The sequence below is a fragment of the Curtobacterium sp. PhB142 genome (assembly GCF_004341255.1).
Taxonomy (GTDB): domain Bacteria; phylum Actinomycetota; class Actinomycetes; order Actinomycetales; family Microbacteriaceae; genus Curtobacterium.
In genome coordinates, this window is record NZ_SLUT01000003.1 from 349,055 (window position 1) to 372,714 (window position 23,660).

The 23,660-nt window shown below is 72.6% G+C and carries 29 protein-coding genes; 14 read left to right on the top strand and 15 right to left on the bottom strand.

From position 1 onward, the window contains the following. Nucleotides 1-137: 137 nt before the first annotated feature. Nucleotides 138-1,247, bottom strand: a complete 1,110-nt coding sequence (locus EDF31_RS07925) for an LLM class flavin-dependent oxidoreductase (protein WP_216834442.1) — start codon at nucleotides 1,245-1,247, stop codon at nucleotides 138-140. An 88-nt stretch (nucleotides 1,248-1,335) separates the two neighbouring features. Between EDF31_RS07925 and EDF31_RS07930 the strand changes: the two genes are divergently transcribed. Then, nucleotides 1,336-2,244, top strand: a complete 909-nt coding sequence (locus EDF31_RS07930) for an SDR family oxidoreductase (RefSeq protein WP_131845747.1) — start codon at nucleotides 1,336-1,338, stop codon at nucleotides 2,242-2,244. Between the two features lie 107 nt (nucleotides 2,245-2,351). Here the strand turns inward: EDF31_RS07930 and EDF31_RS07935 are convergent, their stop codons facing one another. After that, nucleotides 2,352-3,143 (bottom strand): NRDE family protein, encoded by a 792-nt coding sequence (locus tag EDF31_RS07935; protein ID WP_165901364.1) that lies wholly within the window; start codon nucleotides 3,141-3,143, stop codon nucleotides 2,352-2,354. A gap of 64 nt (nucleotides 3,144-3,207) precedes the next feature. Between EDF31_RS07935 and EDF31_RS07940 the strand changes: the two genes are divergently transcribed. From EDF31_RS07940 to EDF31_RS07975, 8 genes are all read left to right on the top strand, one after another. Further along, nucleotides 3,208-4,482 carry a bifunctional phosphopantothenoylcysteine decarboxylase/phosphopantothenate synthase gene (locus EDF31_RS07940; protein WP_123292330.1) on the top strand — a complete coding sequence of 425 codons (1,275 nt, stop codon included), beginning with the start codon at nucleotides 3,208-3,210 and terminating at the stop codon, nucleotides 4,480-4,482. Nucleotides 4,483-4,511: 29 nt separating this feature from the next. After that, a complete protein-coding gene (locus EDF31_RS07945) occupies nucleotides 4,512-4,910 on the top strand; it encodes a hypothetical protein (RefSeq protein WP_131845749.1) in 399 nt (132 codons plus the stop codon). Beyond that, nucleotides 4,907-5,698, top strand: coding sequence for a DUF2071 domain-containing protein (locus EDF31_RS07950; RefSeq protein WP_165901365.1), 792 nt, complete (start codon nucleotides 4,907-4,909; stop codon nucleotides 5,696-5,698). The genes EDF31_RS07945 and EDF31_RS07950 overlap by 4 nt, the downstream gene beginning before the upstream one ends. Continuing rightward, the gene (locus tag EDF31_RS07955) at nucleotides 5,695-6,168 is read left to right on the top strand and encodes a DUF1810 domain-containing protein (protein WP_131845751.1); all 474 of its coding nucleotides are present in this window, start codon (nucleotides 5,695-5,697) and stop codon (nucleotides 6,166-6,168) included. The genes EDF31_RS07950 and EDF31_RS07955 overlap by 4 nt, the downstream gene beginning before the upstream one ends. A gap of 80 nt (nucleotides 6,169-6,248) precedes the next feature. Continuing rightward, nucleotides 6,249-6,899, top strand: coding sequence for a GntR family transcriptional regulator (locus EDF31_RS07960; RefSeq protein WP_131845752.1), 651 nt, complete (start codon nucleotides 6,249-6,251; stop codon nucleotides 6,897-6,899). Nucleotides 6,900-7,085: 186 nt separating this feature from the next. Further along, a complete protein-coding gene (locus EDF31_RS07965) occupies nucleotides 7,086-7,541 on the top strand; it encodes a MarR family transcriptional regulator (protein WP_111084361.1) in 456 nt (151 codons plus the stop codon). Between the two features lie 290 nt (nucleotides 7,542-7,831). Further along, nucleotides 7,832-8,722 (top strand): phospholipase, encoded by an 891-nt coding sequence (locus EDF31_RS07970; RefSeq protein ID WP_131845753.1) that lies wholly within the window; start codon nucleotides 7,832-7,834, stop codon nucleotides 8,720-8,722. A 92-nt stretch (nucleotides 8,723-8,814) separates the two neighbouring features. Then, nucleotides 8,815-9,981 carry a low temperature requirement protein A gene (locus EDF31_RS07975; protein ID WP_235035940.1) on the top strand — a complete coding sequence of 389 codons (1,167 nt, stop codon included), beginning with the start codon at nucleotides 8,815-8,817 and terminating at the stop codon, nucleotides 9,979-9,981. Nucleotides 9,982-10,146: 165 nt separating this feature from the next. Here EDF31_RS07975 and EDF31_RS07980 read toward each other — a convergent pair whose 3' ends face one another. From EDF31_RS07980 to EDF31_RS19920, 4 genes are read right to left on the bottom strand one after another with little or no spacing between them, the layout of a single operon-like run. Beyond that, on the bottom strand, nucleotides 10,147-10,455 hold the full coding sequence (locus EDF31_RS07980; RefSeq protein WP_131845754.1) for a hypothetical protein: 309 nt from the start codon (nucleotides 10,453-10,455) through the stop codon (nucleotides 10,147-10,149). Next, nucleotides 10,452-11,099 (bottom strand): hypothetical protein, encoded by a 648-nt coding sequence (locus EDF31_RS07985; RefSeq protein WP_131845755.1) that lies wholly within the window; start codon nucleotides 11,097-11,099, stop codon nucleotides 10,452-10,454. Before EDF31_RS07985 ends, EDF31_RS07980 begins: the two co-directional genes overlap by 4 nt. Next, the gene (locus EDF31_RS07990; protein ID WP_131845756.1) at nucleotides 11,096-11,650 is read right to left on the bottom strand and encodes a sigma-70 family RNA polymerase sigma factor; all 555 of its coding nucleotides are present in this window, start codon (nucleotides 11,648-11,650) and stop codon (nucleotides 11,096-11,098) included. Before EDF31_RS07990 ends, EDF31_RS07985 begins: the two co-directional genes overlap by 4 nt. Before the next feature lie 9 nt (nucleotides 11,651-11,659). Then, complete coding sequence (locus EDF31_RS19920; protein ID WP_165901117.1) at nucleotides 11,660-11,830, bottom strand: hypothetical protein; 171 nt, start codon at nucleotides 11,828-11,830, stop codon at nucleotides 11,660-11,662. Between the two features lie 103 nt (nucleotides 11,831-11,933). Here EDF31_RS19920 and EDF31_RS07995 point away from each other — a divergent pair, with 103 nt between their 5' ends. Then, the gene (locus EDF31_RS07995; RefSeq protein ID WP_131845757.1) at nucleotides 11,934-12,599 is read left to right on the top strand and encodes an MOSC domain-containing protein; all 666 of its coding nucleotides are present in this window, start codon (nucleotides 11,934-11,936) and stop codon (nucleotides 12,597-12,599) included. Here the strand turns inward: EDF31_RS07995 and EDF31_RS08000 are convergent, their stop codons facing one another. Continuing rightward, a complete protein-coding gene (locus tag EDF31_RS08000; RefSeq protein ID WP_131845758.1) occupies nucleotides 12,600-12,974 on the bottom strand; it encodes an MmcQ/YjbR family DNA-binding protein in 375 nt (124 codons plus the stop codon). A 155-nt stretch (nucleotides 12,975-13,129) separates the two neighbouring features. On the opposite strand from EDF31_RS08000, the gene EDF31_RS08005 reads away from it, so the two are divergent. Further along, entirely contained in the window at nucleotides 13,130-13,429 is a 300-nt protein-coding gene (locus tag EDF31_RS08005) for an excalibur calcium-binding domain-containing protein (RefSeq protein ID WP_243649928.1), read from the top strand. Nucleotides 13,430-13,485: 56 nt separating this feature from the next. Here EDF31_RS08005 and epsC read toward each other — a convergent pair whose 3' ends face one another. Both epsC and cysK read right to left on the bottom strand, forming a co-directional pair. After that, entirely contained in the window at nucleotides 13,486-14,070 is a 585-nt protein-coding gene (gene epsC, locus EDF31_RS08010; protein WP_243649931.1) for a serine O-acetyltransferase EpsC, read from the bottom strand. Then, on the bottom strand, nucleotides 14,067-15,005 hold the full coding sequence (gene cysK, locus EDF31_RS08015; RefSeq protein WP_131845759.1) for a cysteine synthase A: 939 nt from the start codon (nucleotides 15,003-15,005) through the stop codon (nucleotides 14,067-14,069). Before cysK ends, epsC begins: the two co-directional genes overlap by 4 nt. Before the next feature lie 166 nt (nucleotides 15,006-15,171). Between cysK and EDF31_RS08020 the strand changes: the two genes are divergently transcribed. Then, nucleotides 15,172-15,843 (top strand): DUF899 family protein, encoded by a 672-nt coding sequence (locus EDF31_RS08020; RefSeq protein ID WP_131845760.1) that lies wholly within the window; start codon nucleotides 15,172-15,174, stop codon nucleotides 15,841-15,843. A 53-nt stretch (nucleotides 15,844-15,896) separates the two neighbouring features. Here the strand turns inward: EDF31_RS08020 and EDF31_RS08025 are convergent, their stop codons facing one another. Then, complete coding sequence (locus tag EDF31_RS08025) at nucleotides 15,897-16,934, bottom strand: dipeptidase (RefSeq protein WP_131845761.1); 1,038 nt, start codon at nucleotides 16,932-16,934, stop codon at nucleotides 15,897-15,899. Nucleotides 16,935-16,978: 44 nt separating this feature from the next. Between EDF31_RS08025 and EDF31_RS08030 the strand changes: the two genes are divergently transcribed. After that, nucleotides 16,979-17,554: a GNAT family protein gene (locus EDF31_RS08030; RefSeq protein WP_131845762.1), complete on the top strand. Its 576-nt coding sequence runs from the start codon at nucleotides 16,979-16,981 to the stop codon at nucleotides 17,552-17,554. Further along, entirely contained in the window at nucleotides 17,551-18,072 is a 522-nt protein-coding gene (locus EDF31_RS08035) for an SRPBCC family protein (RefSeq protein ID WP_131845763.1), read from the top strand. The genes EDF31_RS08030 and EDF31_RS08035 overlap by 4 nt, the downstream gene beginning before the upstream one ends. Here the strand turns inward: EDF31_RS08035 and EDF31_RS08040 are convergent. Genes EDF31_RS08040 through EDF31_RS08060 form a run of 5 tightly spaced genes read right to left on the bottom strand, consistent with a single transcriptional unit; the run spans nucleotide 18,039 to nucleotide 23,586 of the window. After that, nucleotides 18,039-18,872: a MurR/RpiR family transcriptional regulator gene (locus EDF31_RS08040; RefSeq protein ID WP_123292009.1), complete on the bottom strand. Its 834-nt coding sequence runs from the start codon at nucleotides 18,870-18,872 to the stop codon at nucleotides 18,039-18,041. The two genes, EDF31_RS08035 and EDF31_RS08040, sit on opposite strands and share 34 nt — an antisense overlap. Beyond that, on the bottom strand, nucleotides 18,869-20,128 hold the full coding sequence (locus EDF31_RS08045) for an allantoate amidohydrolase (protein ID WP_131845764.1): 1,260 nt from the start codon (nucleotides 20,126-20,128) through the stop codon (nucleotides 18,869-18,871). Before EDF31_RS08045 ends, EDF31_RS08040 begins: the two co-directional genes overlap by 4 nt. Further along, nucleotides 20,125-21,357, bottom strand: a complete 1,233-nt coding sequence (locus EDF31_RS08050) for an alanine--glyoxylate aminotransferase family protein (RefSeq protein ID WP_131845765.1) — start codon at nucleotides 21,355-21,357, stop codon at nucleotides 20,125-20,127. The genes EDF31_RS08045 and EDF31_RS08050 overlap by 4 nt, the downstream gene beginning before the upstream one ends. 43 nt (nucleotides 21,358-21,400) lie before the next feature. Continuing rightward, the gene (allB, locus tag EDF31_RS08055) at nucleotides 21,401-22,825 is read right to left on the bottom strand and encodes an allantoinase AllB (RefSeq protein ID WP_131845766.1); all 1,425 of its coding nucleotides are present in this window, start codon (nucleotides 22,823-22,825) and stop codon (nucleotides 21,401-21,403) included. Further along, nucleotides 22,822-23,586, bottom strand: coding sequence for an aspartate/glutamate racemase family protein (locus EDF31_RS08060; protein WP_131845767.1), 765 nt, complete (start codon nucleotides 23,584-23,586; stop codon nucleotides 22,822-22,824). Before EDF31_RS08060 ends, allB begins: the two co-directional genes overlap by 4 nt. Nucleotides 23,587-23,660: the final 74 nt, after the last annotated feature.

Here is a 23,660-nt window from a genome sequence, read left to right on the forward strand (position 1 = left end):
ACCCGGCGTGCCCGTGAGCCGGACCGACGGAGCCGACCCGCGCCTCCCGGCCGACAGGTGCGCGAAAGCGACAGATCGCCGCGAACGTTCCGCGGCGATCTGTCGCTTTCGCGGGGTAGGCCCGCCGGGGTGATCGCCTACGGGACGGGGACGGGCTCGGCGAGCAGCTCGCGCACGCGCGGCGCGACCTGCGTGCCGTAGAGCTCGATGGACCGCAGCATGTCCTCGTGCGGCAGACGACCGGTCGCGTAGCGCATGTCGAACCGCGAGGCGCCGAGGATCCGCATGTTCCGGGCGATCTTCCGCGCCACGGTCTCCGGCGACCCGACGTACAGCGAGCCACCGGCGGACAGGCCCGCGTGGTACCCGGCGACGTCGAGGGGCGGCCAACCGCGCTCCCGGCCGAGCTGGTCGGTGACGGCCTTGTGGTACGGCCAGTAGCGCTCGGCGGCTTCCTCGTCGGTCGCCGCGACGAAGCCCGGCGAGTGCATCGCGATGGGCTGCTGCGGCAGGTCGAGCTGAGCGAGCGCCTGACGGTACAGCCGCGAGAACGGGGCGAACTGTGCCGGCTGCCCGCCGATGATGGCGAGGAACAGCGGCAGGCCGTACGACGCCGCACGGATGACCGACTGCGGGGAACCGCCGACGCCGATCCAGGTGGGGATGGCGCCGTGCTCGAGCTTCGGGAAGACGTCCTGGTCGACCAGGCTCGCGCGCTTCGTGCCGGACCAGGTGACGGCGTCGCCGCCGCGCAGGGCCGCCCAGAGCTGGAGCTTCTCCTCGAACAGGACCTCGTAGTCGGAGAGCTCGTGGCCGAACAGCGGGAACGACTCGGTGAAGGATCCGCGCCCGAGGATGACCTCGGCGCGGCCGTCCGAGATCGCGTCGACGGTGGCGAAGCGCTCGTAGACGCGCACGGGGTCGTCCGACGAGAGCACCGTGACGGCGGAGCCCATCCGGATGCGGGAGGTCGAGGCGGCGATCGCGGCGAGGACGACCTCGGGTGCGCTCACCACGAAGTCGGCACGGTGGTGCTCACCGACGCCGATGAAGTCGATGCCGACCTGGTCGGCGAGGACGGCCTGGGCCACGACGTCGCGGATGCTCTGCGCGTCGGACTTGAGACTGCCGTCAGCGAGTTCGGTGACGTCACCGAAGGTGTCGATGCCGAGCTCCACGCGTCCGATCCGCTCGGGTGCGGGCGGCGGGACGTCCGAGGGGCGGTCGGTGCCGAATGCGTTGCTCATGGTTCCTCCTGGTCGCACTTCCATGCGTTTGCATCAAACTATCACGATCGGGCCGGCAGGGCCAGCGCCCGCGTGTACGGTCGCCCGCATGCCGAAGCTCCCTGACCAGACCGGACGCAGGATCGTCGTCACCGGCTCCAACAGTGGCACCGGGAAGGAAGCCGCGACCCGTCTCGCGGCCGCCGGCGCGAGCGTCGTGCTCGCCGTGCGCACGACCGCGAAGGGCGATGCCGCCGCGGCCGAGATCCGTGCAGCCCACCCGAACGCCGACGTCGAGGTGCGCGAACTCGACCTCGCGGACCTGGCGAGCGTGCGCCGCTTCGCCGACGGCATCGTCGGCGAGGACCGCCCGATCGACGTCCTGGTGAACAACGCTGGCGTCATGGCGCCGCCGCAGCGCTTCGAGACGGTCGACGGGTTCGAGCTGCAGTTCGGCACGAACTTCCTCGGTCCGTTCGCGCTGACGAACCTGCTGCTGCCCTCGCTGCTGCGTGCCGAGGCACCGCGGGTCGCGACAATGTCGAGCCTCGCCGCGATCCCCGGCCGGATCCGCTTCGGCGACCTGCAGTGGGAACGCGGGTACAACGGCTGGCGCGCCTACGGCCAGTCCAAGCTCGCCGACCTGCTCCTCGCGCTGCACCTGCACCGACTGACCGTCGAGGCGGACGTCCCCCTCGTCAGCACCGCGGCGCACCCCGGCTACACCCGCACGAACCTCCAGTCGGCCGGGCGCTCACTCGGACGCGCGAAGCCGGTGCGGTCCAGCAACCGCGCGCTCCCCTTCACGCAGGCGGTCGAGCAGGGCACCGAGCCGCTGCTCTACGCCGCGGTCGGCCCGAACGCGGTCGGCGGCGCCTACTACGGCCCGGCCGGCCCCTTCGGCCTGACCGGACCGACGACCGCCGTCTCGATCCCCGGGTCGGCACGGAGCGCCGACCTCGCCCGCTCGCTCTGGGCCGTCGCCGAGGACCTCACCGGGACACGTCCGCCCCTCTGAGCGCCGGGCGCGGTTCGCACGGTGCGAGGGCACTGCGGTCCGGTGCGCGGGTGCGGGGCGCGGGGCACGGCCGGGAGGCCCGTGGCGCGTCCGGTGCGCCGCCCGCGTCAGGCGCGGTGCAGCTCCACCGACCCGTCCAGCCGTCCGGGTTCGGTCAGGCGGGCGTGCTGCAGAACGGTGCGGTCCGGACCGATCGCCGCGGCGACGATCGACAGCGTCGTCATGTGCCCCTCGGCCTCGTGCGCGTCGCGGAGGATCGCGTCGGGGTGGTCGCTCGGCAGCGCAGCGGACTCGGCCAGGACACCGAACCAGCCGCTCCACTCGTCTCCGGCGTCGTCGCCCGCGTCCACCGTCCGGAGCTCGCCGAAGGGTCCGAGCACCGGTGGCCCGACCGGGGCGTCCGCGGCACGGAAGGCCTCGAGCCACCGGCCGATGCGCGGCGCCGCCGGGTCGTCCGGTTCGCCGTGCGTCACCATGTGCACGCCCGGGCCGAGCTCGGTCGCGCGGACCCGTGTGCCGTCCCAGGTCAGGACCGCGGCGCCGTCGGCGGTCGCCCGCACCAGGTTGAACGCGCGGGTGGTCGGCAGCGTGCCGTCGTGTCCGGGCAACAGGTCGTCGGCGACGGCGTCGACCGGCACCACGCCGCGGGTCGTCCACGTGCCGTCGACACTCGGCACCGGTTCGCCGCGGTTGAGCACGACCGCCAGTCCGGCGCGGTCCGAGGCGGCGAGCCACGCACCGCCGGCAGCACGGTCACGCACGCCGCGGACCCCGGGGTCGCGATCGGGCCACCACGCGGCGGGCGGGTCCCACGGACGCTCGGGTGACTCGTCCCGCAGGGCGAGCACGGTGACGGGCCACGCGGACCCGGGGTCGACGCGGACGACGACGGTGCACATGCCGTCGATCCTCGCACGTGCCCCCGGTAGCGTGAGCGGCGTGAACGCAGCAGCAGAGCGCACCCTGACCGTCATCGTGGGGATCACCGGGGGCATCGCCGCCTACAAGGCCGTCGGCGTGGTCCGCGACCTCGTCAAGCGCGGGCACGAGGTGCACGTCGTCCCGACCGAGGGGGCGCTGCGCTTCGTCGGGCTGCCGACGCTCGAGGCGCTCAGCCGCAACCCCGTCACCACGAGCGTCTGGGACGACGTCTCCGAGGTCCGCCACGTCGCCCTCGGCCGTCGCGCGGACCTGGTCGTGGTGGCCCCGGCGACCGCGGACTCCCTGGCACGGATGGCGAACGGCCTGGCGAGCGACCTGCTCGGCACGACGCTGCTCGCCACCGACGCCCCGGTCGTCGTCGCTCCGGCGATGCACCCGCAGATGTGGGAGCACCCCGCGACCCGGGCCAACGTCGCCGTCCTGCGCGAGCGGGGCGTGCACCTGGTCGGACCGGTGGTCGGCGCGCTGACGGGCGACGACGCCGGCATCGGCCGGATGGCGGAACCCGAGGACATCGTCGCCGCTGCGCTCGCCGTGCTGGACGACACGGCCGGTGCAGGCGCGGGGCGTCGCGCCGGCACCGACGGGGGGACGCAGTCCGGCGCCGGGGCCCGTGGCGAACAGGGGGACCTGTCCGGCGTCCGAGTGGTCGTCAGCGCGGGGGGCACCCGCGAGCCGTTCGACCCGGTGCGCTTCGTCGGCAACCGGTCGAGCGGTCGGCAGGGCTTGGCGATCGCCGCCGACGCAGCGGCGCGCGGCGCCGTCGTCACCGTCGTCGCCGCGAACGTCGAGGCCGGCCTGACCGCGGGCATCGACGCGACCGTCGTGCCGGTGGGGTCAGCGCTCGAGCTCGCCGAGGCCGTGCACGCCGCGGCGGTCGACGCCGACGTCGTCGTGATGACCGCTGCCGTCGCCGACTACCGGCCGGCCGAGGTCCTCGCCGAGAAGCTCAAGAAGGACGCCCAGGGCGAGCGGATGACGCTCGAGCTGGTGCGGAACCCTGACGTGCTCGCCGACCTGGTGGCAGCGCGGCGCACCGGGCAGGTCATCGTCGGGTTCGCCGCCGAGACCGAACCCGACCGCGACGCCCGCATCGCACTCGGGCGCGCGAAGATCGCCCGCAAGCCCGCCGACCTGCTCGTCGTGAACCACGTCGGCTGGTCGGCCGGGTTCGAGCGCGAGGAGAACGCGATCGAGGTCCTGGTGCCGGGCGGCGAGGTGGTCCGCGAGACCTCGGGCACGAAGGCCGAGGTGGCGGCGGCGGTCCTCGACCTCGTCGCGACCGCACTGACCTGATTCCGAGGACGGGCGAGCACGATGGGGCCATGCGACGACGTGAGCGGATCAAACGAGCCACCCGGACTGCCACCATGCTCGCGGTGCTGCTCAGCGGGGCCGGCGTCACCCACTTCCTGCAGCCGCGCCACTACGACCGGATCGTGCCGGACACCCTGCCACCGCGCCTGACGACGGTCGCCTCCGGCGTGGCCGAACTCGGCATCGCAGCCGGGCTCGCGTTCCCGGCCACACGGCGGGCCTCGGGGTGGGCGGCAGCTGCCCTGTTCGCCGCGGTCTTCCCTGCGAACGTGAAGATGGCGAACGACCTGCTCGACAGCCCGCGCTCGACCCGGGCGATGCGCCTCGTCTCCGTGCTGCGGCTCCCGCTGCAGGCTCCGCTCGTCCTGTGGGCCGTGCGCGTCGGTCGGCACGCACCGAAGCGGTGACCCAGCCGTCCTGGACCCGTGCGGCCGCACCGCTGCTGCACCGGCCGGTGACCCAGCACGCGTGGGACGACGTCGTCTTCGTGCACTGGCGACACGACCCGGGCTCGCTGGCGCGACTCGTCCCGCGGGGGACGCGCCCCGACGTGGTCGACGGCAGCGCCTGGGTGGGACTCACGGCCTACGTCTTCCACGAGACGCGAGTGCCGCCGTTCCCCTCCGCCGGCCGCCTCGGCCGCATGACCGAGGTCACCATCGAGGTCCTGACCGTGGACGACCAGGGCCGGCGCGGGGTCGCGTACCGCACCGTGGACACCGCGAACGTGCCGGCGATCGTGGCCGCACACGCGCTGCTCGGCGTGCCGTACACCTTCGCGCACGCCCGGTCGCGCCGCCGCGGCGAGGTCGTCGCGCACCGGTCGGTCCGGCATCCCGCACGTGCACTGCACCCGGTGCGCTGGGCGCGATCGCTGCGGCAGGAACGCCCCTCGGGCACGGCCAGACCCCGGCACGCGGCCTCGATCCGGGTCACCGCCGGTGACGTCGTCGACACGCCACTGGCCGCCGAACTCACCACCCGCGCCGGCATCCACGCCCGGTACCTGGCCCAGACGCTGTTCTGGCAGCGACAGCACCCGACGCTGACCGTGCGGGCCGCGCACCTCGACCGGCTCGAGGGGGACCTGCCCGACGCCGTCGGCATGCCGGGGCTGTTCGACCGGGCACCCGACTCGCTGCTCGTCGTCGACGGCACCACGGTGCGGTACGCCTGGGGTGGGGTCGTGCGGTGAGCGACCACGCCACGGACGATGCCGCCCAGGACGACCTCGACCGCTTCGTGCGGGCGCAGGACGGCGTGCACGACGACGCCCTCGCCGAGCTGCGGCGTGGACGGAAGACCTCGCACTGGATGTGGTTCGTCTTCCCGCAGCTCGCCGGCCTCGGGCGGAGCGCCACCGCTGAGCGCTACGGCGTGCGCGGGCTCACCGAGGCCCGCGCGTACCTCGCGCACCCGGTGCTCGGGGACCGGATCCGGACCGCCGCGACCGTCGTCGCGGCGGCGCCGGCCCCGTCGGCCGAGGCGCTGCTCGGTGGGACAGACGCCCTGAAGCTCCGGTCCTCGATGACGCTGTTCGCCCGGGCGGCGACCGACCCGGAGCCCTTCGCGGCGGTGCTGGACCGGTGGTACGACGGGGCGGAGGACCCGGTCACCGTCCGGCTGCTGGACGCGGGCGAGCGAGCGACCGGTGACACGCGCTGAGCCGAGCGGAACGCCGGTCTCATATCAGGTACGTTGATCGGTGCGCGTGCACTGACCGCGCCCCGATCGAAGGAGAACGCATGCCGGTCCCCCGCAGCGCCCCGACCGAGCACCAGCTGCTCCGCGACACCGTCCGGCACAAGATCCACGACGCGATCATGGACGGCACGCTCGTCCCCGGCGAGCGACTCAACGACGACGAGCTCATCGCCTGGCTCGGCGTCTCCCGCACGCCGATCCGCGAGGCGCTGAGCCAGCTCTCCCGTGCCGGCCTCATCGAGATGGCGCCGAACCGGTACACACGCGTCACGACGCCGAACCCCGCTGAGGTCATCGAGGCGATGCAGACCCTCGGGGTGCTGTTCGGTGGCGTCGTCCGCCTCGCGGTCCCGCGCCTCGGCGCCGGCGCACGGAAGAAGATCCTCGCGCAGCTCGACAAGACGATCGCCGAGCTCGAGTCGCACGACGTCCCCGCCGTGAACCACGACGCGCTCGACGTGTTCGCGCTCTACGTCGCCGAGTGCGGCAACGAGAACCTGCAGCGCGTGTGCGGCGACACCATGGACGGTCTGGCCTTCCGCCTGCGCCTGCCGAACCTCGACGAACTGGTCGACTGGGACCGCATGACCGAGGACTTCCGTCGACTGCGCACTGCGACCGAGTCCGGCGACAACGTCACCGCCGAGCTCGCGACCGAGGCGATTCACCAGCTGCCGGGCGAGAAGCACTGAGTCCGGCTGTACCCCCGTACAGGAACCCGCCCGTCTCGCGCACGCGAGGCGGGCGGTCTGCGTTCCACGGGCCTCCCGGACACCCCGTGCTGGCCCACGACCGACGCGCACGACGCTCCCAGACTGCGGATCCGGCGAGCCGATAGCATCGCTGGCGACCACCCGATCGCCCACCCGGAGCAGCACATGAGTCCTCGATCGACGGACCGTACCGAGGTCGCCGCACGTCTGGCCGCGGCGGTCGGACGGATCAACCGGCGAGCACGGACGGACTCGGCCTCGCTCGGGTACGGGATCGTGTCCGCACTCGCCACCATCCAGCGCGAAGGACCCCTGCGCCCGGGCGACCTGTCGCGGATCGAGGTGGTCACGAAGCCCACGATGACCCGCATCCTGACCGAGCTCGAACAGCGCGGCTTCATCGAGCGCGAGGCGGACCCCCGGGACGGCCGCGCCTTCATGGTCTCAGCCACCGACGAGGGCATCGCGGCGGTCGAACGGGCGCGCTCGGACCGCACCGGGATCGTCGCCGAGCTCATCGCCGAGCTCGGTGAGTCCGACGTCACCGCGATCGCCGGAGCGCTCGACGCCCTCGAACGCGTCGCCCAGGGCGACCGCACCCAGGAACCTCACACGTTCTAGGTCCGAACCGGCCGTTACCGAACCGTTACCAACGGGTGGACGGACGGTTCTGCCAGCGATCCTGGACGCGTCATCCAGTCTGACGAGTCATCGTGTCGGCTTCGCCCGACGGCGGCCTCCCCAGGGCCGGTCGCGGCGGACGGACGGGCCCCACACCACCGTCCGGTCCTCCCCGGTTCGCCGGACTCCCCCTGCTGCGCGCACCTCGACGCGAGCAGCATCGCTCACCGGCCCCGACGTGCCGCGCAGCCCGGAGTCCCGCACCACGAACCGCCCGACCACCGGAACCGATGCCAGGACACACCCCCGACCTCCCCACCACCACCGCCTCGACCCGACGTGAGGCCCTGAACTCCCCCAGCCGGCGCGTGCGCCGCGCCCTCCGCCACCGTGCGCTCCGACACCGTGCGACGTTGATCGTCGGCGGCGCCGCGGTCCTCGCCGTCGCCGGCGGTGCCCTCACGATCGGCACCCAGCCCGCCATCGGCGAAGCGCTCGGCATGCCGACCGGCACCGCGAGCGCGTCCGCGACGGCCCAGCCCGCCCTGCGAGGCACCGCCCTCGACCGTGCCCAGGCAGCGGCGACCATCTCCACCGCGAAGACCGTGATGACGACGGCGAACGCCAAGACCGACACGGCCTCGCTCGAGCAGCACATCGACGCGCTCAGTGACTACCCGGAGCTGTCCGGCGCCGCGCTCACGACGCGCATCTCGTCGACCGTCGAGTCGACCGCGCACGTCGCGCAGGCCAGCGCCACGCAGGACAAGCGCGACGTCGACGCGAAGGCAGCAGCCGTCGCGAAGGCCGCCGCCGAGAAGCGGGCGGCCGCAGCAGCAGCGGAGGCCGCACAGAAGCTGGCGGCGGGCAACACCGTCGCAGGCGCCAAGGCGACGGCGACCTCGCTGGCGTCGTCCGAGTACGGCTGGGGCTCCGACCAGTTCCAGTGCCTCGACAACCTGTGGACCAAGGAGTCGGGCTGGAACTACCAGGCCGTCAACGCGAACGGCGGGGCGACCGGCATCCCGCAGGCGCTGCCCGGTTCGAAGATGGCGACCATCGGCTCCGACTGGCAGACCAACGCCACGACCCAGATCAAGTGGGGCCTGCAGTACATCAGTGCCGCGTACGGCACGCCGTGCTCGGCGTGGGCGCACTCGCAGGCGAGCAACTTCTACTGAGCGGCGCGGGCCGACCGACTGGTGGCCCACGCACCTGCACATCGAACGGCCCCGGGTACCGCCCGGGGCCGTTCGTCCTGTAGGCATGCCGGGTGACGACGATCGGACTGCGCCGGATGGCGCCCCGCGACCCCGCCGAGCGACACCGTGCCGCGAGCCCCCTGGAACTGCTGTTCGACCTGGTGTTCGTCGTCGCGGTGGGCTTCGCCGCCACCAACCTGCACGAGATCGAGACCGAGGGGCACGTCAGCTCCGCGGTGGTGGCGTACGCCATGGTGTTCTTCGCCATCTGGTGGGCGTGGCTGAACTTCAGCTGGTTCGCGACTTCGTTCGACACCGACGACTGGCTCTACCGCGTCACCACGTTCGTGCAGATGGCCGGCGTGCTCGTGCTCGCCGCCGGGGTGCACGCCGCCATGACCGAGGGGGACTTCACGGTGCCGGTGATCGGCTACGTGGTGATGCGCCTGGCGATGGTGGCGCAGTGGCTCCGCGTCGCCGTGTCGTCCTCGCGGTACCGCCGCACCGCACTCCGGTACGCCGTGGGCATCGTCGTCGTGCAGGCGCTCTGGGTCGGCATGCTCGCGCTGCCGCAGGGATCGACGGTGTGGGCGTTCCCCGTCCTCGTCCTGCTCGAGGTCCTCGTCCCACCGATCGCCGAGGGCACGGGCGAGACGACGCCGTGGCACACGCACCACATCGCCGAGCGGTACGCGCTGTTCACCCTCATCGTGCTGGGCGAAGGGCTCGTCGCCTCGGCGAACGCGGTCATCGACGGCATCGCCCAGGCCGACCACCTCGCGTCGCTGCTCGTCCTGGCCGCCGCCGGGCTCGTCATCGTCGCCGGACTCTGGTGGATCTACTTCTCGCGCGAGCAGCACGACCACATCCGGAACCTGCCGAGCGCGCTCGTGTTCGGCTACGGCCACTACTTCGTCTTCGCCGCCGCGGGTGCGCTGCCGGCCGGGATCGAGGTCGCGGTCAGCGCGGACGCAGGCGAGGCCGACCTGTCGCACGCCACGGTGGCGGCGACCGTGGCCGTCCCGGTCGCGCTGTTCGTGCTCGCGATCTGGGCGCTCGCACTCCGGCCGTCGATGTCCGCCGGGTGGAACGCGATCGTCGTCGTGCTCGCCGTCGCGATCCTCGCGACGATCGCGGTGCCCGACGTCTCCCTCGTCGCGACCGCGCTGCTCGTCGCCGCGATCGTCGTGGTGCTCGAGGTCGCCGAGCGGCGGCCGGGGACGCACCGCGTGCGCTGAGGACGCGACCGGGGGTCGGACGGGAGGCCCGTGACGGCGCCGCCACGGGCCTCCCGTCCGCCGTCGTCGAAGCGACAGAATCCCGCGAACTGTTCACGGGATTCTGTCGCTTCAGCGGGACGTCCGTGCACGGTGACGGGACTGTGTCGCGTTGACGAGCCGGGTTCACCCCACTCGCGCGACCCGCACGTCGACCCGCGTGAGCGCCAGGCCGTGCGCTGACGCCGTCGTCAGGGCGACGTCGTGCACGGCGCGGGCGACCTCGGGCGCGGGACGGTGTCCGTCGGTGCCGATGACGACCCGCAGGACGCCGTCGTCGACCACGACACGTGCGGGGGTCGCGCTGGACGCCATGCCGCGGACGGCACTGACCGTGCTGGCCACGGTCGGGCGAGCGCGGTAGACGTCGGTGACGCCGGGGACGTCGACCACGGCCTGTTCGACCGCGGCGAGGGTGTCGTCGGTGGTGCTCATCGGGTCCCCTCGGTGTCGGTGTCGGTGTCGGTGTCGGTGTCGGTGTGCGGGTCGTCGGTGTTGTCGGGCCGCGGTTCGAGCAGGTCGCGGACCACCACGTCGATCGACTCGACGACCAGGTCGGTCTGCTCGGCCAGTGCCTGGGCGACCCCGGTGCGGACCAGGTCCGCCGTCGCGACGATCGACGGACCCGACATGATCGCGACCTCGACGACCACGCGGATCGGGGCGGCGAGTTCGGTGACGTCGCCGTCGAGCCGGCACCGGGCGACGAGGACGCCGGGAACACCGTCGCCGGTCCGGCGGATGAGCGATCGGATCGCTCCCTCGGTCATGACCGGGCGCTCCGACTCGGACTGCGCGCGGAGCGGGACGTCCCGTCCGGAGCGGGACTCCAGCGAGATGTTGGCGAGCACGCCGCCGATCCACGACTCGTCGGCCGGGGCTTCGTCGCGGGCGGCGGCCTCGAGGGACCCGAGCGACGCGTGCCGCACCCGCAGGATCGCCGCGAGGGCGTTCTGGCACGCGGGTGAGCCGTCGATGGTGGGGTCCGGCGGCTGCATGCCGGCGTCCAGGTAGTCGGCGAGCTCGTCGATGGAGTGGCCGTCGAGGTCGTCGAGTTCGAGTGCGTCGAGGTCGCTCATCGCCATCCCTCCATGAGTCGGATCATGTTCTTCCTCGCTCGGGACAGGAGTCCGCGGACCGTCGAGGGCGGCAGGTCGAGTTCGGCGGCGATGTCGTCGTAGCTGTACTCGAGCACCTCCTTCATGATCCAGCAGCGTCGTTGGGCTTCGGGCAGTTCAGCGAGCGCCGTCTCCGCCGCTTCCTCGCGCGAGCGGGCCTCGGCCACCCGGTCGGGAGCGTCGTCGGCGGGTGCGGCGACCTCGAGTTCGGTGACGTCGTCGTGGAACCGTCGGGCCCGGATGCGGTCCAGGCACTTCCGGCTGAGGATCCGCATCAGCCAGGACTTCACCTTGGCGTGGTCCTCGAGCCGGTCCAGGCGGTCCCACGCGGTGATGAAGGTCTCCTGCACGACGTCGTCGAGTTCGTCGGTCGATCCCAGGCTCCGACGGGCGTAGGCGCGCAGGAGCGGTGTGTAGCGGCGGATCAGGACCTCGAAGGCCCGGACGTCGCCATCGGACGACCGGCCGGCGAGGACCGCGTCGTCGAGCTCGGCGAGGGACTGGTGGTGCACGCTTTCCTTCTACTGGTGGTGGATGGTGTTCCGCTGGACGCGCTTGCGGACGGGGACGACCCGCAGCGGACCGACCGGTCGGGAGCTGAGCGAACGGATCCGGGCCTGCACCAACCCGTGCGTCGGTGCGTGCCTGCCATGTGAGGTCAGGCGGACGGCAACGATGTCGTCGTCGAGCATGGGAACTCCTCGGTCGGACCACCGGGCGTGGTCCCTCACCGGTGTGACGCACCGAACCGGCGGTTCGTCACACGTGCCGACGGACTTGCGCCAGAGTTGTGGCATGTCGCTCGTCACCGCCGTCTGCCGCGTCGACCGCCTGCTGCCCGACTCCGGCACGATCGGCGTCACCGCCATCGACAAGCGTCCGGTCGACGGCAAGGTCCGGGTCCGACCGCTCGGGCTGTACGCCGACGTCCAGGCCGACCGGAAGCACCACGGCGGCGAGGACCAGGCCGTGTACGCCTACGCCGACGAGGACGCCGCGCACTTCGCCGCGTCGCTGGAGCGCGAGATCCCGCCGGGCCTGTTCGGCGAGAACCTGCGGACCACGGGTGTCGACGTCACCGGGGCCGTGACGGGCGAGCGGTGGCGCATCGGCGAGACACTGGAGCTCGAGGTGACGATCCCGCGGATCCCGTGCGGCACGTTCGCGCGCCGGATGGGCGTCGACAAGTGGGTCCGGCGGTTCACCGAGGAAGGCCGTCCGGGCGCGTACCTGCGGGTCGTGAAGTCCGGCCCGGTGGCAGCTGGCGACCCGGTCGTCGTGACGTACCGGCCGGAGCACGGCGTGACGATCGGCGAGGTCTTCGCGGGGCTCACCCCCGAGCGTGCCCGTGCCGTCCTCGAGTCCGGGGAGCGACTCGCGCCGAAGGTCGTCCGCGACGTCTCGAAGGTCCTCGCCCGGTCCTCGGCAGCCGCCAGCTCCTCGGCAGCCGCCAGCTCCTGATCAGTCGCCGCGCGTCGGGTCGAGGGGCCGCTTCGCTCGGGGCAACCCGGCGACGACCAGGTCGTAGGCGTTCGCGACGAGGTCCTCGACCAGGGTCTCGTCGATGCCGTCACCGGGAGCGAGCGTGATCCAGTGCCGCTTGTTCATGTGCCACCCCGGTGTGATCTCGGCGTGGTCGCGGACGAGTGCTGCCCCATGCGGCGGCGCGCACTTCAGGTTGACGATCGGCACACCCCGGAGCTCGCTCGTCATCACGAACATCTTGTCGACGACCTTGTAGACCAGGGCGCCCTCGCCGAACGGCTCGGTCTCGAACACCGCGGGCAGGGCCATCGCGGTGCGAATCGCGATCTCGTGCAACTGCGCGCCGTCCATGCACCCAGCATGCCCCAGACGCCCGACACCGCGGCTCGCGGACCGGACCTGTTCGGGGGCATGTCATGAGCGTCGTTCACATCGTATGATCAGCTCGCCGCGTACCCGACGCGGCGGTCGCTCCGGCGATCACCCACTCGTTCCAGGGGGAACCCGTGCGCATCATCCGTACCCTCGGCATCGCCGCCGCCACCGCAGTCCTCGCCACCACCGTCGTCGTCGGTGGGGCCTCCACCGCGCAGGCCGCCCCGAAGACCTACGCCAACTGCACCGCGGTGCACAAGGTGTACTCGGGCGGCATCGCGAAGAAGTCGGTCACGAAGAACAAGGTCACTTCGAATGGCAAGGTGACCTACCGCGCCCTCAAGGGGACGGTGAAGAAGGACGACGCCCTGTACAAGGCGAACAAGAAGATGGACCGCGACGCCGACGGCATCGCCTGTGAGAAGAGCTGACGCGCCGACGCGCCGAAGCACTGGCCCTCGGACGCCCCGTCACCGCGACGGGGCGTTCAGAGCGTCGGCACGCCCTCGTGCCCGGACCTCGGACGGGCGGTCCCGGCGACCCCGGTGACGACCGAGCCGGCAGGGACGTCCTTCGTCACCACGGTGTTCGCGCCCACGACGGAGTCCTGTCCGATGGTGATCGCCCCGATCAGCGAGGATCCCGCGCCGAGCACGACGCGGTCGCCGACGATCGGATGCCGGCGAGCTCCTGGGCCGTGGTCGCCACCGCGCCCGCCCAGGGTCACCCCGTGGAACAGCACGACGTCGTCCCCGATCACCGCGGTCTCCCCGATCACGACGCCCATGCCGTGATCGATGAAGAACCGTCGGCCGATGCGGGCGCCGGGGTGGATCTCGATGCCCGTCACCGACCGTGCTGCCTGGCCGATGACCCGTGCGACGAACCGCGATCCAGGCAGGCCCCTGGCGAGCCAGAGCCGGTGCGTCACGCGGTAGGTCCAGATGGCGTGCAGCCCGGAGTAGACGATCGCGTTCTCGAGGTCACCACGGGCGGCGGGGTCGCCGCGGCGTGCTGCGGCCAGGTCCTCCCGGACCGTCCGCAGCACGCCTCGTCGGACGGGACGACTCACGCAGTGAGTCCCTCGAAGAGCACCGTCGACAGGTAGCGCTCCCCGGTGTCGCAGACGATGGCGACGACGCGCTTGCCGGCGTTCTCGGGTCGTGCGGCGATCTCGAGCGCGGCGTGGATGATCGCGCCGGACGAGATGCCGGCGAGGATGCCCTCGTCGGTCGCGAGCGCCCGCGACACACGCAGGGCGTCGTCGAGCTCGACGTCGAACACCTCGTCGATGACGGACTGGTCGAGGACCTCGGGGATGAAGTTCGCACCGATGCCCGCGATCTTGTGCGGTCCGGCCTTGCCCTCGGTCAGCAGCGGGGAGTCCTTCGGCTCGACCGCGACGATCTGCACGCCGGGCACGCGCTCCTTGAGCACCTGGCCGACACCCGTGATCGTGCCACCGGTCCCGACGCCGGCGACGAACACGTCGACGTGCTCCTCGGTGTCGCGCAGGATCTCCTCAGCGGTGGTCTTCCGGTGGATCGCGGCGTTCGCGGCGGTCTCGAACTGGTGGGCGAGAATCGCGCCGGGCGTCTCGTCGACGATCGCGGCGGCGCGTTCGACCGCGCCCTTCATGCCCTCGGGACCGGGGGTGAGCACGATCTCGGCCCCGTAGGCGCGCATCACCGCACGACGCTCGACGCTCATCGTCTCCGGCATCGTGATGATCACCCTGTAGCCGCGGGCCGCACCGACGAGCGCGAGGGCGATGCCGGTGTTGCCCGACGACCCCTCGACGATGGTGCCGCCCGGCTGCAGGTCGCCGGACTGCTCGGCCGCGTCGATGATCGCGACGCCGAGGCGGTCCTTCACGCTGGCGCCGGGGTTGTAGAACTCGAGCTTGGCCAGCACCTCGGCGCCGCCCGCCTTCGGCAGCCGGTTCAGCTTGACGAGCGGGGTGTTGCCGAACGCCTGGGAGATGTTGTCGTAGATCGTGCCGCTCATCCGGTCCGTCCTCATCGGGTCAGGTCGCGCATCGCTCTTCCTGGAGGCGCGGTGTGCGCCCGATCCTAGCGACCGGACCCCAGGTGGTCCTGTCCACGGCGTCGGGCCCCCGTTGCCGTGTGGCCCACCTGGGCGTACGGTGCCGGGCAACGACGAGGAGGTCGCCATGTCCAAGCTGCAGCAACCCGAGGTCGCACCGCCCGTGGTCGACCGTGCCGCGTTCGACGAGGCACTCGCCACCCAGGTCCGCGACGAGAAGGAACTCACCCGGCACGGCGACCGGGTGTCCGCCGCCCGCCGCCGACTCCCGATGGCCCAGGTGGAGGACTACGAGTTCCAGGGCTCCGACGGCCCGGTCCGGCTCTCCGAGCTGTTCGACGGCCGCTACCTGCTCCTCGTGCAGAACGTGATGTTCGCGCCCGACTGGGACGACGGCTGCCCGAGCTGCACCTGGGCCGTGGACAACCTGCCGGCGAACACGGGCCGGCTCGACGACGAGGGCATCGCGTTCGCCATGGTCTCGCAGGCTCCGATCGAGAAGCTCGAGCGCTGGCGAGAGCTGCACGGCTGGCCGCACCGGTGGGTGTCGTCGGGTGCCACGAGCTACCACGACGACTGGGGGTGGACCCTGCACCACGACGACTACGACGGTCCGGTGCCGGGCTACTCGTACTACCTGCTGCGCGACGGCGTGCCCTACCTGACGTACGCCACCGGATCGCGTGGGACCGAGGCGATCCTGCCCGTCGCGCACATCATGGACCGCACCGCGTACGGCCGCCAGCAGGACTGGGAGGACAGCCCCGAGGGCTGGCCGCAGTACCCCACCTACGGTTGACGCCGGCGCTCCGTGCCGATCGGTCAACAGGCTGTTGACCTATTGACGATTCGTCAGCGCACGAATGCCGTCCGCGCGAACCGCTCGTCGGTCGCTTCGAGCACCCGCAGCACGTTGCCCCCGGCGAGCGCCCGCAGGTCGTCCGCTCCCCACCCGCGCCGCTGCAGCTCGGCGGCGAGCACCGGGTACCGCGACACGTCGCGCAGGTCCGGCGGCAGCACCGGGGTGCCGTCGTAGTCCCCGCCGAGGCCGATGTGTGCTGCGCCGGCGAGGTCGCGGGCGTGCTCGACGTGGTCCGCGACGTGCGCCACCGTCACGAGCGGCGGTTCCCCCACCGAGCCGGCGTCCTCCCAGTCCGCCCAGTCGCGTGAGACGAACTTCGGCACGAACGTGATCATCACGATGCCGCCGTTGTCCGACAACCGGGCGAGCACGTCGTCCGGCACGTTCCGCGGGTGGTCGTCGACGGCGACGGTGGACGAGTGGCTGAAGACGACGGGCTGCGTGGCGACGTCGAGGGTGTCCCGCATGGTCGCCGGTGCGGTGTGGGACAGGTCGACGAGCATGCCGATCCGCTCCATCTCGGCCACCACCTGGCGGCCGCGGTCGGTCAGCCCGCCGTGCGGACGCGAGCCCGTCGCCGAGTCGGCCCAGGGGGTGTCGTCGTTGTGCGTGAGCGTCATGTAGCGGACGCCGAGTCGGGCGAAGTCGCGGAGCACCGCCAGGTCGTCGCCGATGGAGTGCCCGCCCTCGGCGCCGAGCAGCGACGCGATCCGGCCGGACTCGACCGCCGCCCGGACCTCGGCCGCCGTCCGGGCCAGTACGAGCGACTCCGGGTACCGCTCGATGATCCGGTGCGCCAGGTCGATCTGCTGCAGCGTCGTCCGCACCGGGTCCGGTTCGTCGACGGGCACGAAGACCGACCAGAACTGGCCGACGACCCCACCGGCGCGGAGCTTCGGCAGGTCGGTGTGCAGCGAGTCGACCTCGGTGTCGATGCCCTCGACCCCGGAGTCGTGGGTCTCGCGGCGCTCCCACGGCAGGTCGTTGTGGCCGTCGATGACCGGGAACGGGATCGCGTCGAACGTCATGCCCCCGACGCTACCGCGCACGTCCCCGTGGCTAGGCTCGGCACGTGGACCCCGTCACCCTCCGGACCGATCGCCTGGTGCTCTCCGTGCCGGTGCCCGCCGACACCGAGAACGTCATCGCCTACGCGAACGACCCGGACGTCGTCACGTTCATCGCGATGCCCGAGCCGTACGGGCACGCCGAGGCGCACCAGCGGCTCACCGCGGTGGTGCAGGAGGGCTGGGCGACGGGCACCCGCTACGAGTTCGGTATCCGTCGCGCCGGTGACCCGCGCCTGCTCGGCACGGTCGGGCTCTTCGGCATCGACGGTGGCGGTGCCGAGATCGGGTACGCGACGCACCCGGACGCCCGTGGTCAGGGCCTGGTGACCGAAGCGGCCGAGCGGGTGCTGCAGTGGGCGTTCGCACCGGCTCCGCAGGGACTCGGACTCGTCCGGGTGCAATGGCGGGCGAAGGCCGAGAACACCGGCTCGATCGCGGTGGCCCAGCGACTGGGCATGCGGTACGAAGGCCGACGGCGCTCGGCGGTCCTGCACCACGGCGTCCGGCACGACGAACTGCTCGCCGCGGTGCTCGTCGACGACGACCGCTCGGCCGGAACGGTCTGGCCGGCCTCGTGACGGTGACGTTCCGCGTGGTGACCGAGCTCGCGGCACCGCCGGAGCGCGCGTTCGCGCTGTCGCTCGACATCGGCGCGCACGAGCGGTCGATGGCTGCGACGGACGAACGCGCCGTCGCCGGCACGACGTCCGGCAGGATCGGCCTGGGCGAGTCGGTCACGTGGCGCGCGCACTTCGGGATCGTCTGGCGGATGACGAGTCGGATCACTGCTCTGGAGGGCCCCCACCTGTTCGTCGACGAACAGGTGCGTGGGCCGTTCGCCCGCTTCCACCACGAGCACCGGTTCGAGCCGTCGGCCGGCGGCACGCGCATGGTCGACACCATCACGTTCCGCGCACCGTTCGGCCCGCTCGGTCGTCTGGCCGAGGTCGTCGCCCTCGAGCGCTACCTGCCGCGGCTCATCCGTGAGCGCAACGCGTCGCTCGCCGTCGAGCTGCACGCCGACGGCCGCGACGGCCCCGACAGCCCCGATAGCCCCGACGGTCAGGGCGCTGCGAGCTCCCCCAGCGCGTCGTAGGCACTCGCCACCGCGTCGACCCGCGCGCGCCCGGCCGGTCCCGAGGCTTCGTACACGTCGTTCGCGATGGCCGCGACGACCGCGAACAGGGCCGCCATCGAGTCGAACGCCGCCGGCGAGTCGACCGGGCACAGGATCGCGGTGTTCGCCGGTGCCGCGATGACGGCTGCGGTCGGATCGCCCAGCACGACGACGTCGGCGCCGGTCGACACGCAGTGCCGCACGATCCGGTCGACCCCGGCCGTGTGCCGACGCACGGTCACCAGGACGACGAGGTCACGGCGGTCGAGGTCGGCGACCTCTTCGCCGAGCCGCTGCCCCGGTGCCGGACCGACCCGGACGTCGGAGCGGACCTGGGCGAGCTGCGCGCGGAGCTGCAGCGCCACCGGGTAGGCGCCGCGCTCGCCGAACACGAGCACGCGATGAGCACGGACGATGCGGCGAGCGAGTCGCGGACGATCGGCACGGGCCAGCGAGGCGAAGGCCGCGTCGAGGTTGCGGGCCTCGACGGCGCGCTGGTCGACGTGGGCGGCGTCTTCCGCAACCCACGGCAGGCCGGAGCCGCGTGCGGACATCAGGTTCTGCCGGACCTCGGCCGCGTCCTGGAACCCGAGCGACCGGACGAGCCGGGACACCGTGGCCTTCGACGTGCCCGACTCGGCGGCGAGTTCGGCCGAGGTCCCGACGAGCAGGAGTTCCGGGTCGTGCCGGACCATCGCGGCGACGCGTCGTTCGGCGGGCGAGAGCTGCTCCCAGACGGAGTCGATGCGGGCGCGGACGTCCGGTCCGGCGGTGCTCATGCCCGGGCCACCTGCTCCACCGCGACGGCGAGCGCGTCGAGCCCGAGCGCGATGTCGGGCGTCGAGACGAACTCGTCCGGGTGGTGGCTGATGCCGTCCGGGTTGCGCAGGAACAGCATCGCGACGTCGGTGACGAGCCCGAGCGACATGGCGTCGTGTCCGGCCCGCGAGAACAGCTCCATCGGCGCGGTCTCGCCCGTCGACTCGATGCCGGCGCGGACGGCGTCCATCAGCCGCGGCGCGCAGAACACCGCCGGCGCGCGGTGCACCTCGGTCGGCGTGACGCTGACCCCGCGTCGTTCCCCGATCAGCGAGAACGCCTTCGTGAGCTCGTCCCACACCGCGTCTCGGCCGTCGTCGAACTCGCCGCGCAGGTCCACCGAGAACCGTGCGAGGCCGGGGACCACGTTCACCGCGCCCGGTTCGACGGTCATCGTGCCGACGGTGCCGACGTGGTGCGACGCCCGGCAGATCCGCTCGACGGCCAAGGCGGCCTCGGCCGCGGCGAGCAGTGCGTCGTGGCGGCGCTCGTACGGCGTTCCGCCCGCGTGCCGGGCCTCGCCGACGGCCTCGACCGAGAAGCGTCGGGCGCTCGCGATGCTCGTGACGACGCCGAGCGCCTGACCGGCCTGCTCGAGGTACGGGCCCTGTTCGATGTGCGCCTCGAGGTAGCCGGCGAGCGTCGTCGGGTCGGCCGCCGCGTCACCCACCCGGGCCGGGTCGAGCCCGAACCGGGTGAAGGCCTCGCGCAGGGTCACGCCGTCGCCGTCCGCCAGGTCCCACCAGGACTCGTCCCACACCCCGGCGACGGCGGACGACCCGAGCAGGGCCTTGCCGAAGCGGGTCCCCTCTTCGTCGGAGAACGCGATGACCTCGAGCGCGACGGGCAGCGGTCCCGCGGCCGTCAGTCGCGCAGCGGTGCGGACGGCCATCAGGACCCCGACGATCCCGTCGTAGCGGCCGGCGTCCACCACGGTGTCGAGGTGCGAGCCGAGCAGCAGCACGGGGGCGTCGGGGGCCATCCCGCCGACCCGTCCGTGCAGGTTGCCGGCGGCGTCCTGCCAGGTGGTGAGTCCGGCGTCCTGCATCCACCCGGCGACGATCCCGTTGACACGGGCGTGCTCGGGCGACAGGTACACGCGGGTGATCCGGCCGGTCTCCTCGGTGACCAGGGCCAGCTCGTCGCACCAGCGCGCCACGAGCTCGGCGTCGGCGGTACCCAGGGCGGTGGCGGTCACGACCGGGGCCGCGCTCACGCCAGCACCCCGACCGGCGCACCGGAGAAGACGTCGAGGGCCGCGTCGACCCCACCGCCGTGCGGGACGGCGTGCCCCGCACGGCGGAGCGCGTGCTCGAGGGCGGCGAGGGTCGTCACGACGGTGTCCTTGCGGGCGTTGTAGCCCATGGTGCCGATGCGCCAGACCTTGCCGTGCAGCGGTCCGAACGAGGTGCCGATCTCGATGCCGTGGTCATCGAGCATCGAACCACGGACCTGGTCGCCGACGACGTCGGACGGGATCTCCACCGCGACGACGTTGTGCATCTTGTGTGCGACGTCACCGAACACGCCGAGCCCGAGCGCCTGGACGCCCTGCAGCATCGCGCGGCCCGCGAGTTCGTGGCGTGCGATCGCCTGCTCGCGCCCTTCGTCGAGCAGGATGCGGGCGCACTCGTTGGCGGCGTAGAGCATCGACGCGGCCTCGGTGTGGTGGTTCAGCCGCCGCGGACCCCAGTAGTCCAGGATCATCGCGAGGTCGAGGTAGTTCGAGCGGATCGGCTCGTCGGCGACGTCGTCACCGGGTTCGCGGATGCCCGCCTCGACACTGCGGCGCTCGTCGAGCACGGCGGTCGCACGCGGCGAGACGGTGACCGGCGCGCTGCCGGACGGCCCGCCGAGGCACTTCTGGAGGCCGGCACTGACGGCGTCGATGCCCCAGGCGTCGACCTCGAGCGGGTTGCCGCCGACGGTCGCCGTGGCGTCGGTGTAGAACAGCACGCCGTGCCGCTCGCAGATCGCGCCCAGTTCGTCGAGCGGCTGGTTCATCGTGGTGGAGGTGTCGCCCTGCACGATCGCCAGCACCTTCGGCCGGACACGGACGATGGCGTCCTCGATCGCGGACGGCGTGAAGACCTGGCCCCACGCGGTCTCGATGGTGTGGACCTCGGCCCCGGCACGGCCCGCGATCTCGGCGAGCAGGTGCCCGAACCGGCCGAACACCGGCACGAGCACGCGGTCACCCGGTGCGAGCAGCGACACGAGCACCGCCTCGATCCCGGCGCGCGAGGTGCCGTCGACGAGCACGGTGGCGTCGTTCGTGGTGCCGAACACACCGCGGTAGAGCTCCTGGGTGTCGTTCATGGCGGAGGTCATCCACGGGTCGTACTGCCCGACGAGCGGGGTCGACAGGGCGCGGAGCACACGCGGGTCGGCGGTGATCGGGCCGGGGCCCATGAGGAGGCGGGCTGGCGGGTTCACGGGGTGCATGGTTGGTCCTTCCGTTCCGATCACAAGCGTACCGGAACGATCGTTACAGACGTGTTTCGGTGACCCGGGCATCCGCGGTCACGGGAGCCGCGACGAGCTGCCCCTCGACGGCGGTGACGCCCGACGCGGTGGACGCCACCACGCGCCCGCGCAGCCAGGTCTGGGTGACGCGGCCACGGGCCTCCATGCCGGCGAACGCGGAGACCGGGTTGCGGTGTGCGAGGCCGGCCACGTCGATGACCGCCGTGGCGGACGGGTCGAACACGGCGAAGTGGGCCAGCGCGCCGGGGGCGATGACCCCGCGGTCGGGGAAGCCGACGAGTGCTGCCGGACCGGTCGTGAACAGCGGCAACAGCACCTCGAGCGGGACGCCGCGGCGGAGGGCCTCGGTCCAGACGGCCCGGAAGCCGACCTGCAGGCCGGCGATCCCACCCCAGGCGAGTCCCCAGTCGTCGACCTTGAGGTCGGCGGTCGACGGCGAGTGGTCCGACACGATCATGTCGATCGTGCCGTCGAGCACACCGGCCCACAGGGCGTCGCGGTTCGCGTCGTCACGGATCGGCGGGCAGCACTTGTACTCGGTCGCGCCGTCGGGGATGGACCCCGCTTCGAACGACAGGTAGTGCGGGCAGGTCTCGACCGTGATCCGGACGCCGTCGTCCTTCGCGGCTCGGATCATCGGGATCGCTCCGGCGTCGGACAGGTGCAGGATGTGGACCCGCGCGCCGGTGGCCCGTGCGCCGTCGATGACCCGCGCGATGGCGGACCGCTCGGCGTCGACCGGGCGGGTGGCGAGGAAGTCCTCGTAGTGGCCGCCGAGCGCCGCGTGGTCGACCAGGAACTCGGGGTCCTCGGCGTGCACGATGAGCAGGGCGTCGATCCGGGCGACCTCCTCGATCGCGGCGCGCAGTTGGTCGGCGTCCAGGTGCGGGAACTCGTCGACCCCGGACGGCGCGGTGAAGCACTTGAAGCCGAAGACGCCCGCGTCGTGCAGTGCGCCGAGCGAGCCGGCGTTGTCGGGGACCGCCCCGCCCCAGAACCCGACGTCGACGGCGACCCGCCCCTCGGCACTCGCGCGCTTCACGGCGAGCGCCTCGACCGTCGTCGTCGCGGGGATCGAGTTGAGCGGCATGTCGATGATGGTCGTGACCCCGCCGAGGGCGGCGGCCCGGGTCGCGGACGCGAACCCCTCCCACTCGGTGCGTCCGGGTTCGTTGACGTGCACGTGGGTGTCGACGAGGCCAGGCAGCAGGACCTGGTCGGCCGGCACGGTGCGGTCGTCGACGGCGGCCACGGGCGCGTCGACCGGCAGGACGGTGTCGACGCGGCCGTCGCGCACGACGACCGCTGCGGGGCGGAAGGCTCCGTCGATCCAGGCGCGGTCTGCGCGCAGGACGAGGTCCGCGACGGTGTCGGTGTCGACGTCGGTGCGGGACTCGGTGCTGCCGTCGACCGGGAGGCCCGTCATGCGCCCGCCCCGACCGTCGCGGCCGCCTCCGGCTGGCGTTCGAAGCCCGCCAGCAGACCCGACATCGCCTTCGTCGGCGGGGTGGCGTACTCGCCGTGCTTGCCCGTCGAGAGCCCGAGCCGCACGAGCGACTCGGCGAGCACGGTCGCCGCGGCGACGCCGTCGACGACCGGTGCCCCGATCGCCCGCGAGACCTCGGCGCAGAAGTCCGCCATCCCCGCGCAGCCGAGCACGACCGCGTCGGCTCCGCCGGCGATGACGGCCCGGCACTCCTCGATCACCAGGGCGCGTGCGCCCGAAGCGGGGTCGTCGAGCTCGAGCACCGCGACCTCGCACGCCCGGATCTCGGTGACGAGCGACGCGAAGCCGTAGCGCTCGGCGAGCTCGTGGGCCCGTCCGGTCGTCCGCGCCAGGGTCGTCACGACGCCGAACCGGCGCCCGAGCATCGCCGCTGCGTGGAAGCCCGCCTCGGCGATCCCGATGACCGGCCCGGAGGCGAGCTCCCGCGCGGCGTCGAGGCCCGGGTCACCGAAGCAGGCGACGACGTAGGCGTCCACGCCGTCCTGCTCCCCGAGCGCGATCTGCTCGAGGAGCCCCGGCACCGCGAGCGCCTCTTCGTAGTGGCTCTCGATCGACGCCGGGCCCATCGTGGGGTTCACCGCCTCGACGATGGTGCCCGGGCCGGCGACCGCGGTGGCGGCGACGCCGATCGAGCGGGTCATCGAGGCGGTGGTGTTCGGGTTGACGACGCGGATGCGCATCGGGGTCCTTCCGGTGGTGCGGGCGGTGCGGGTGTCGCTGGTGGTACGGGTGTCGCTGGTGGTGCGGTGTCGCT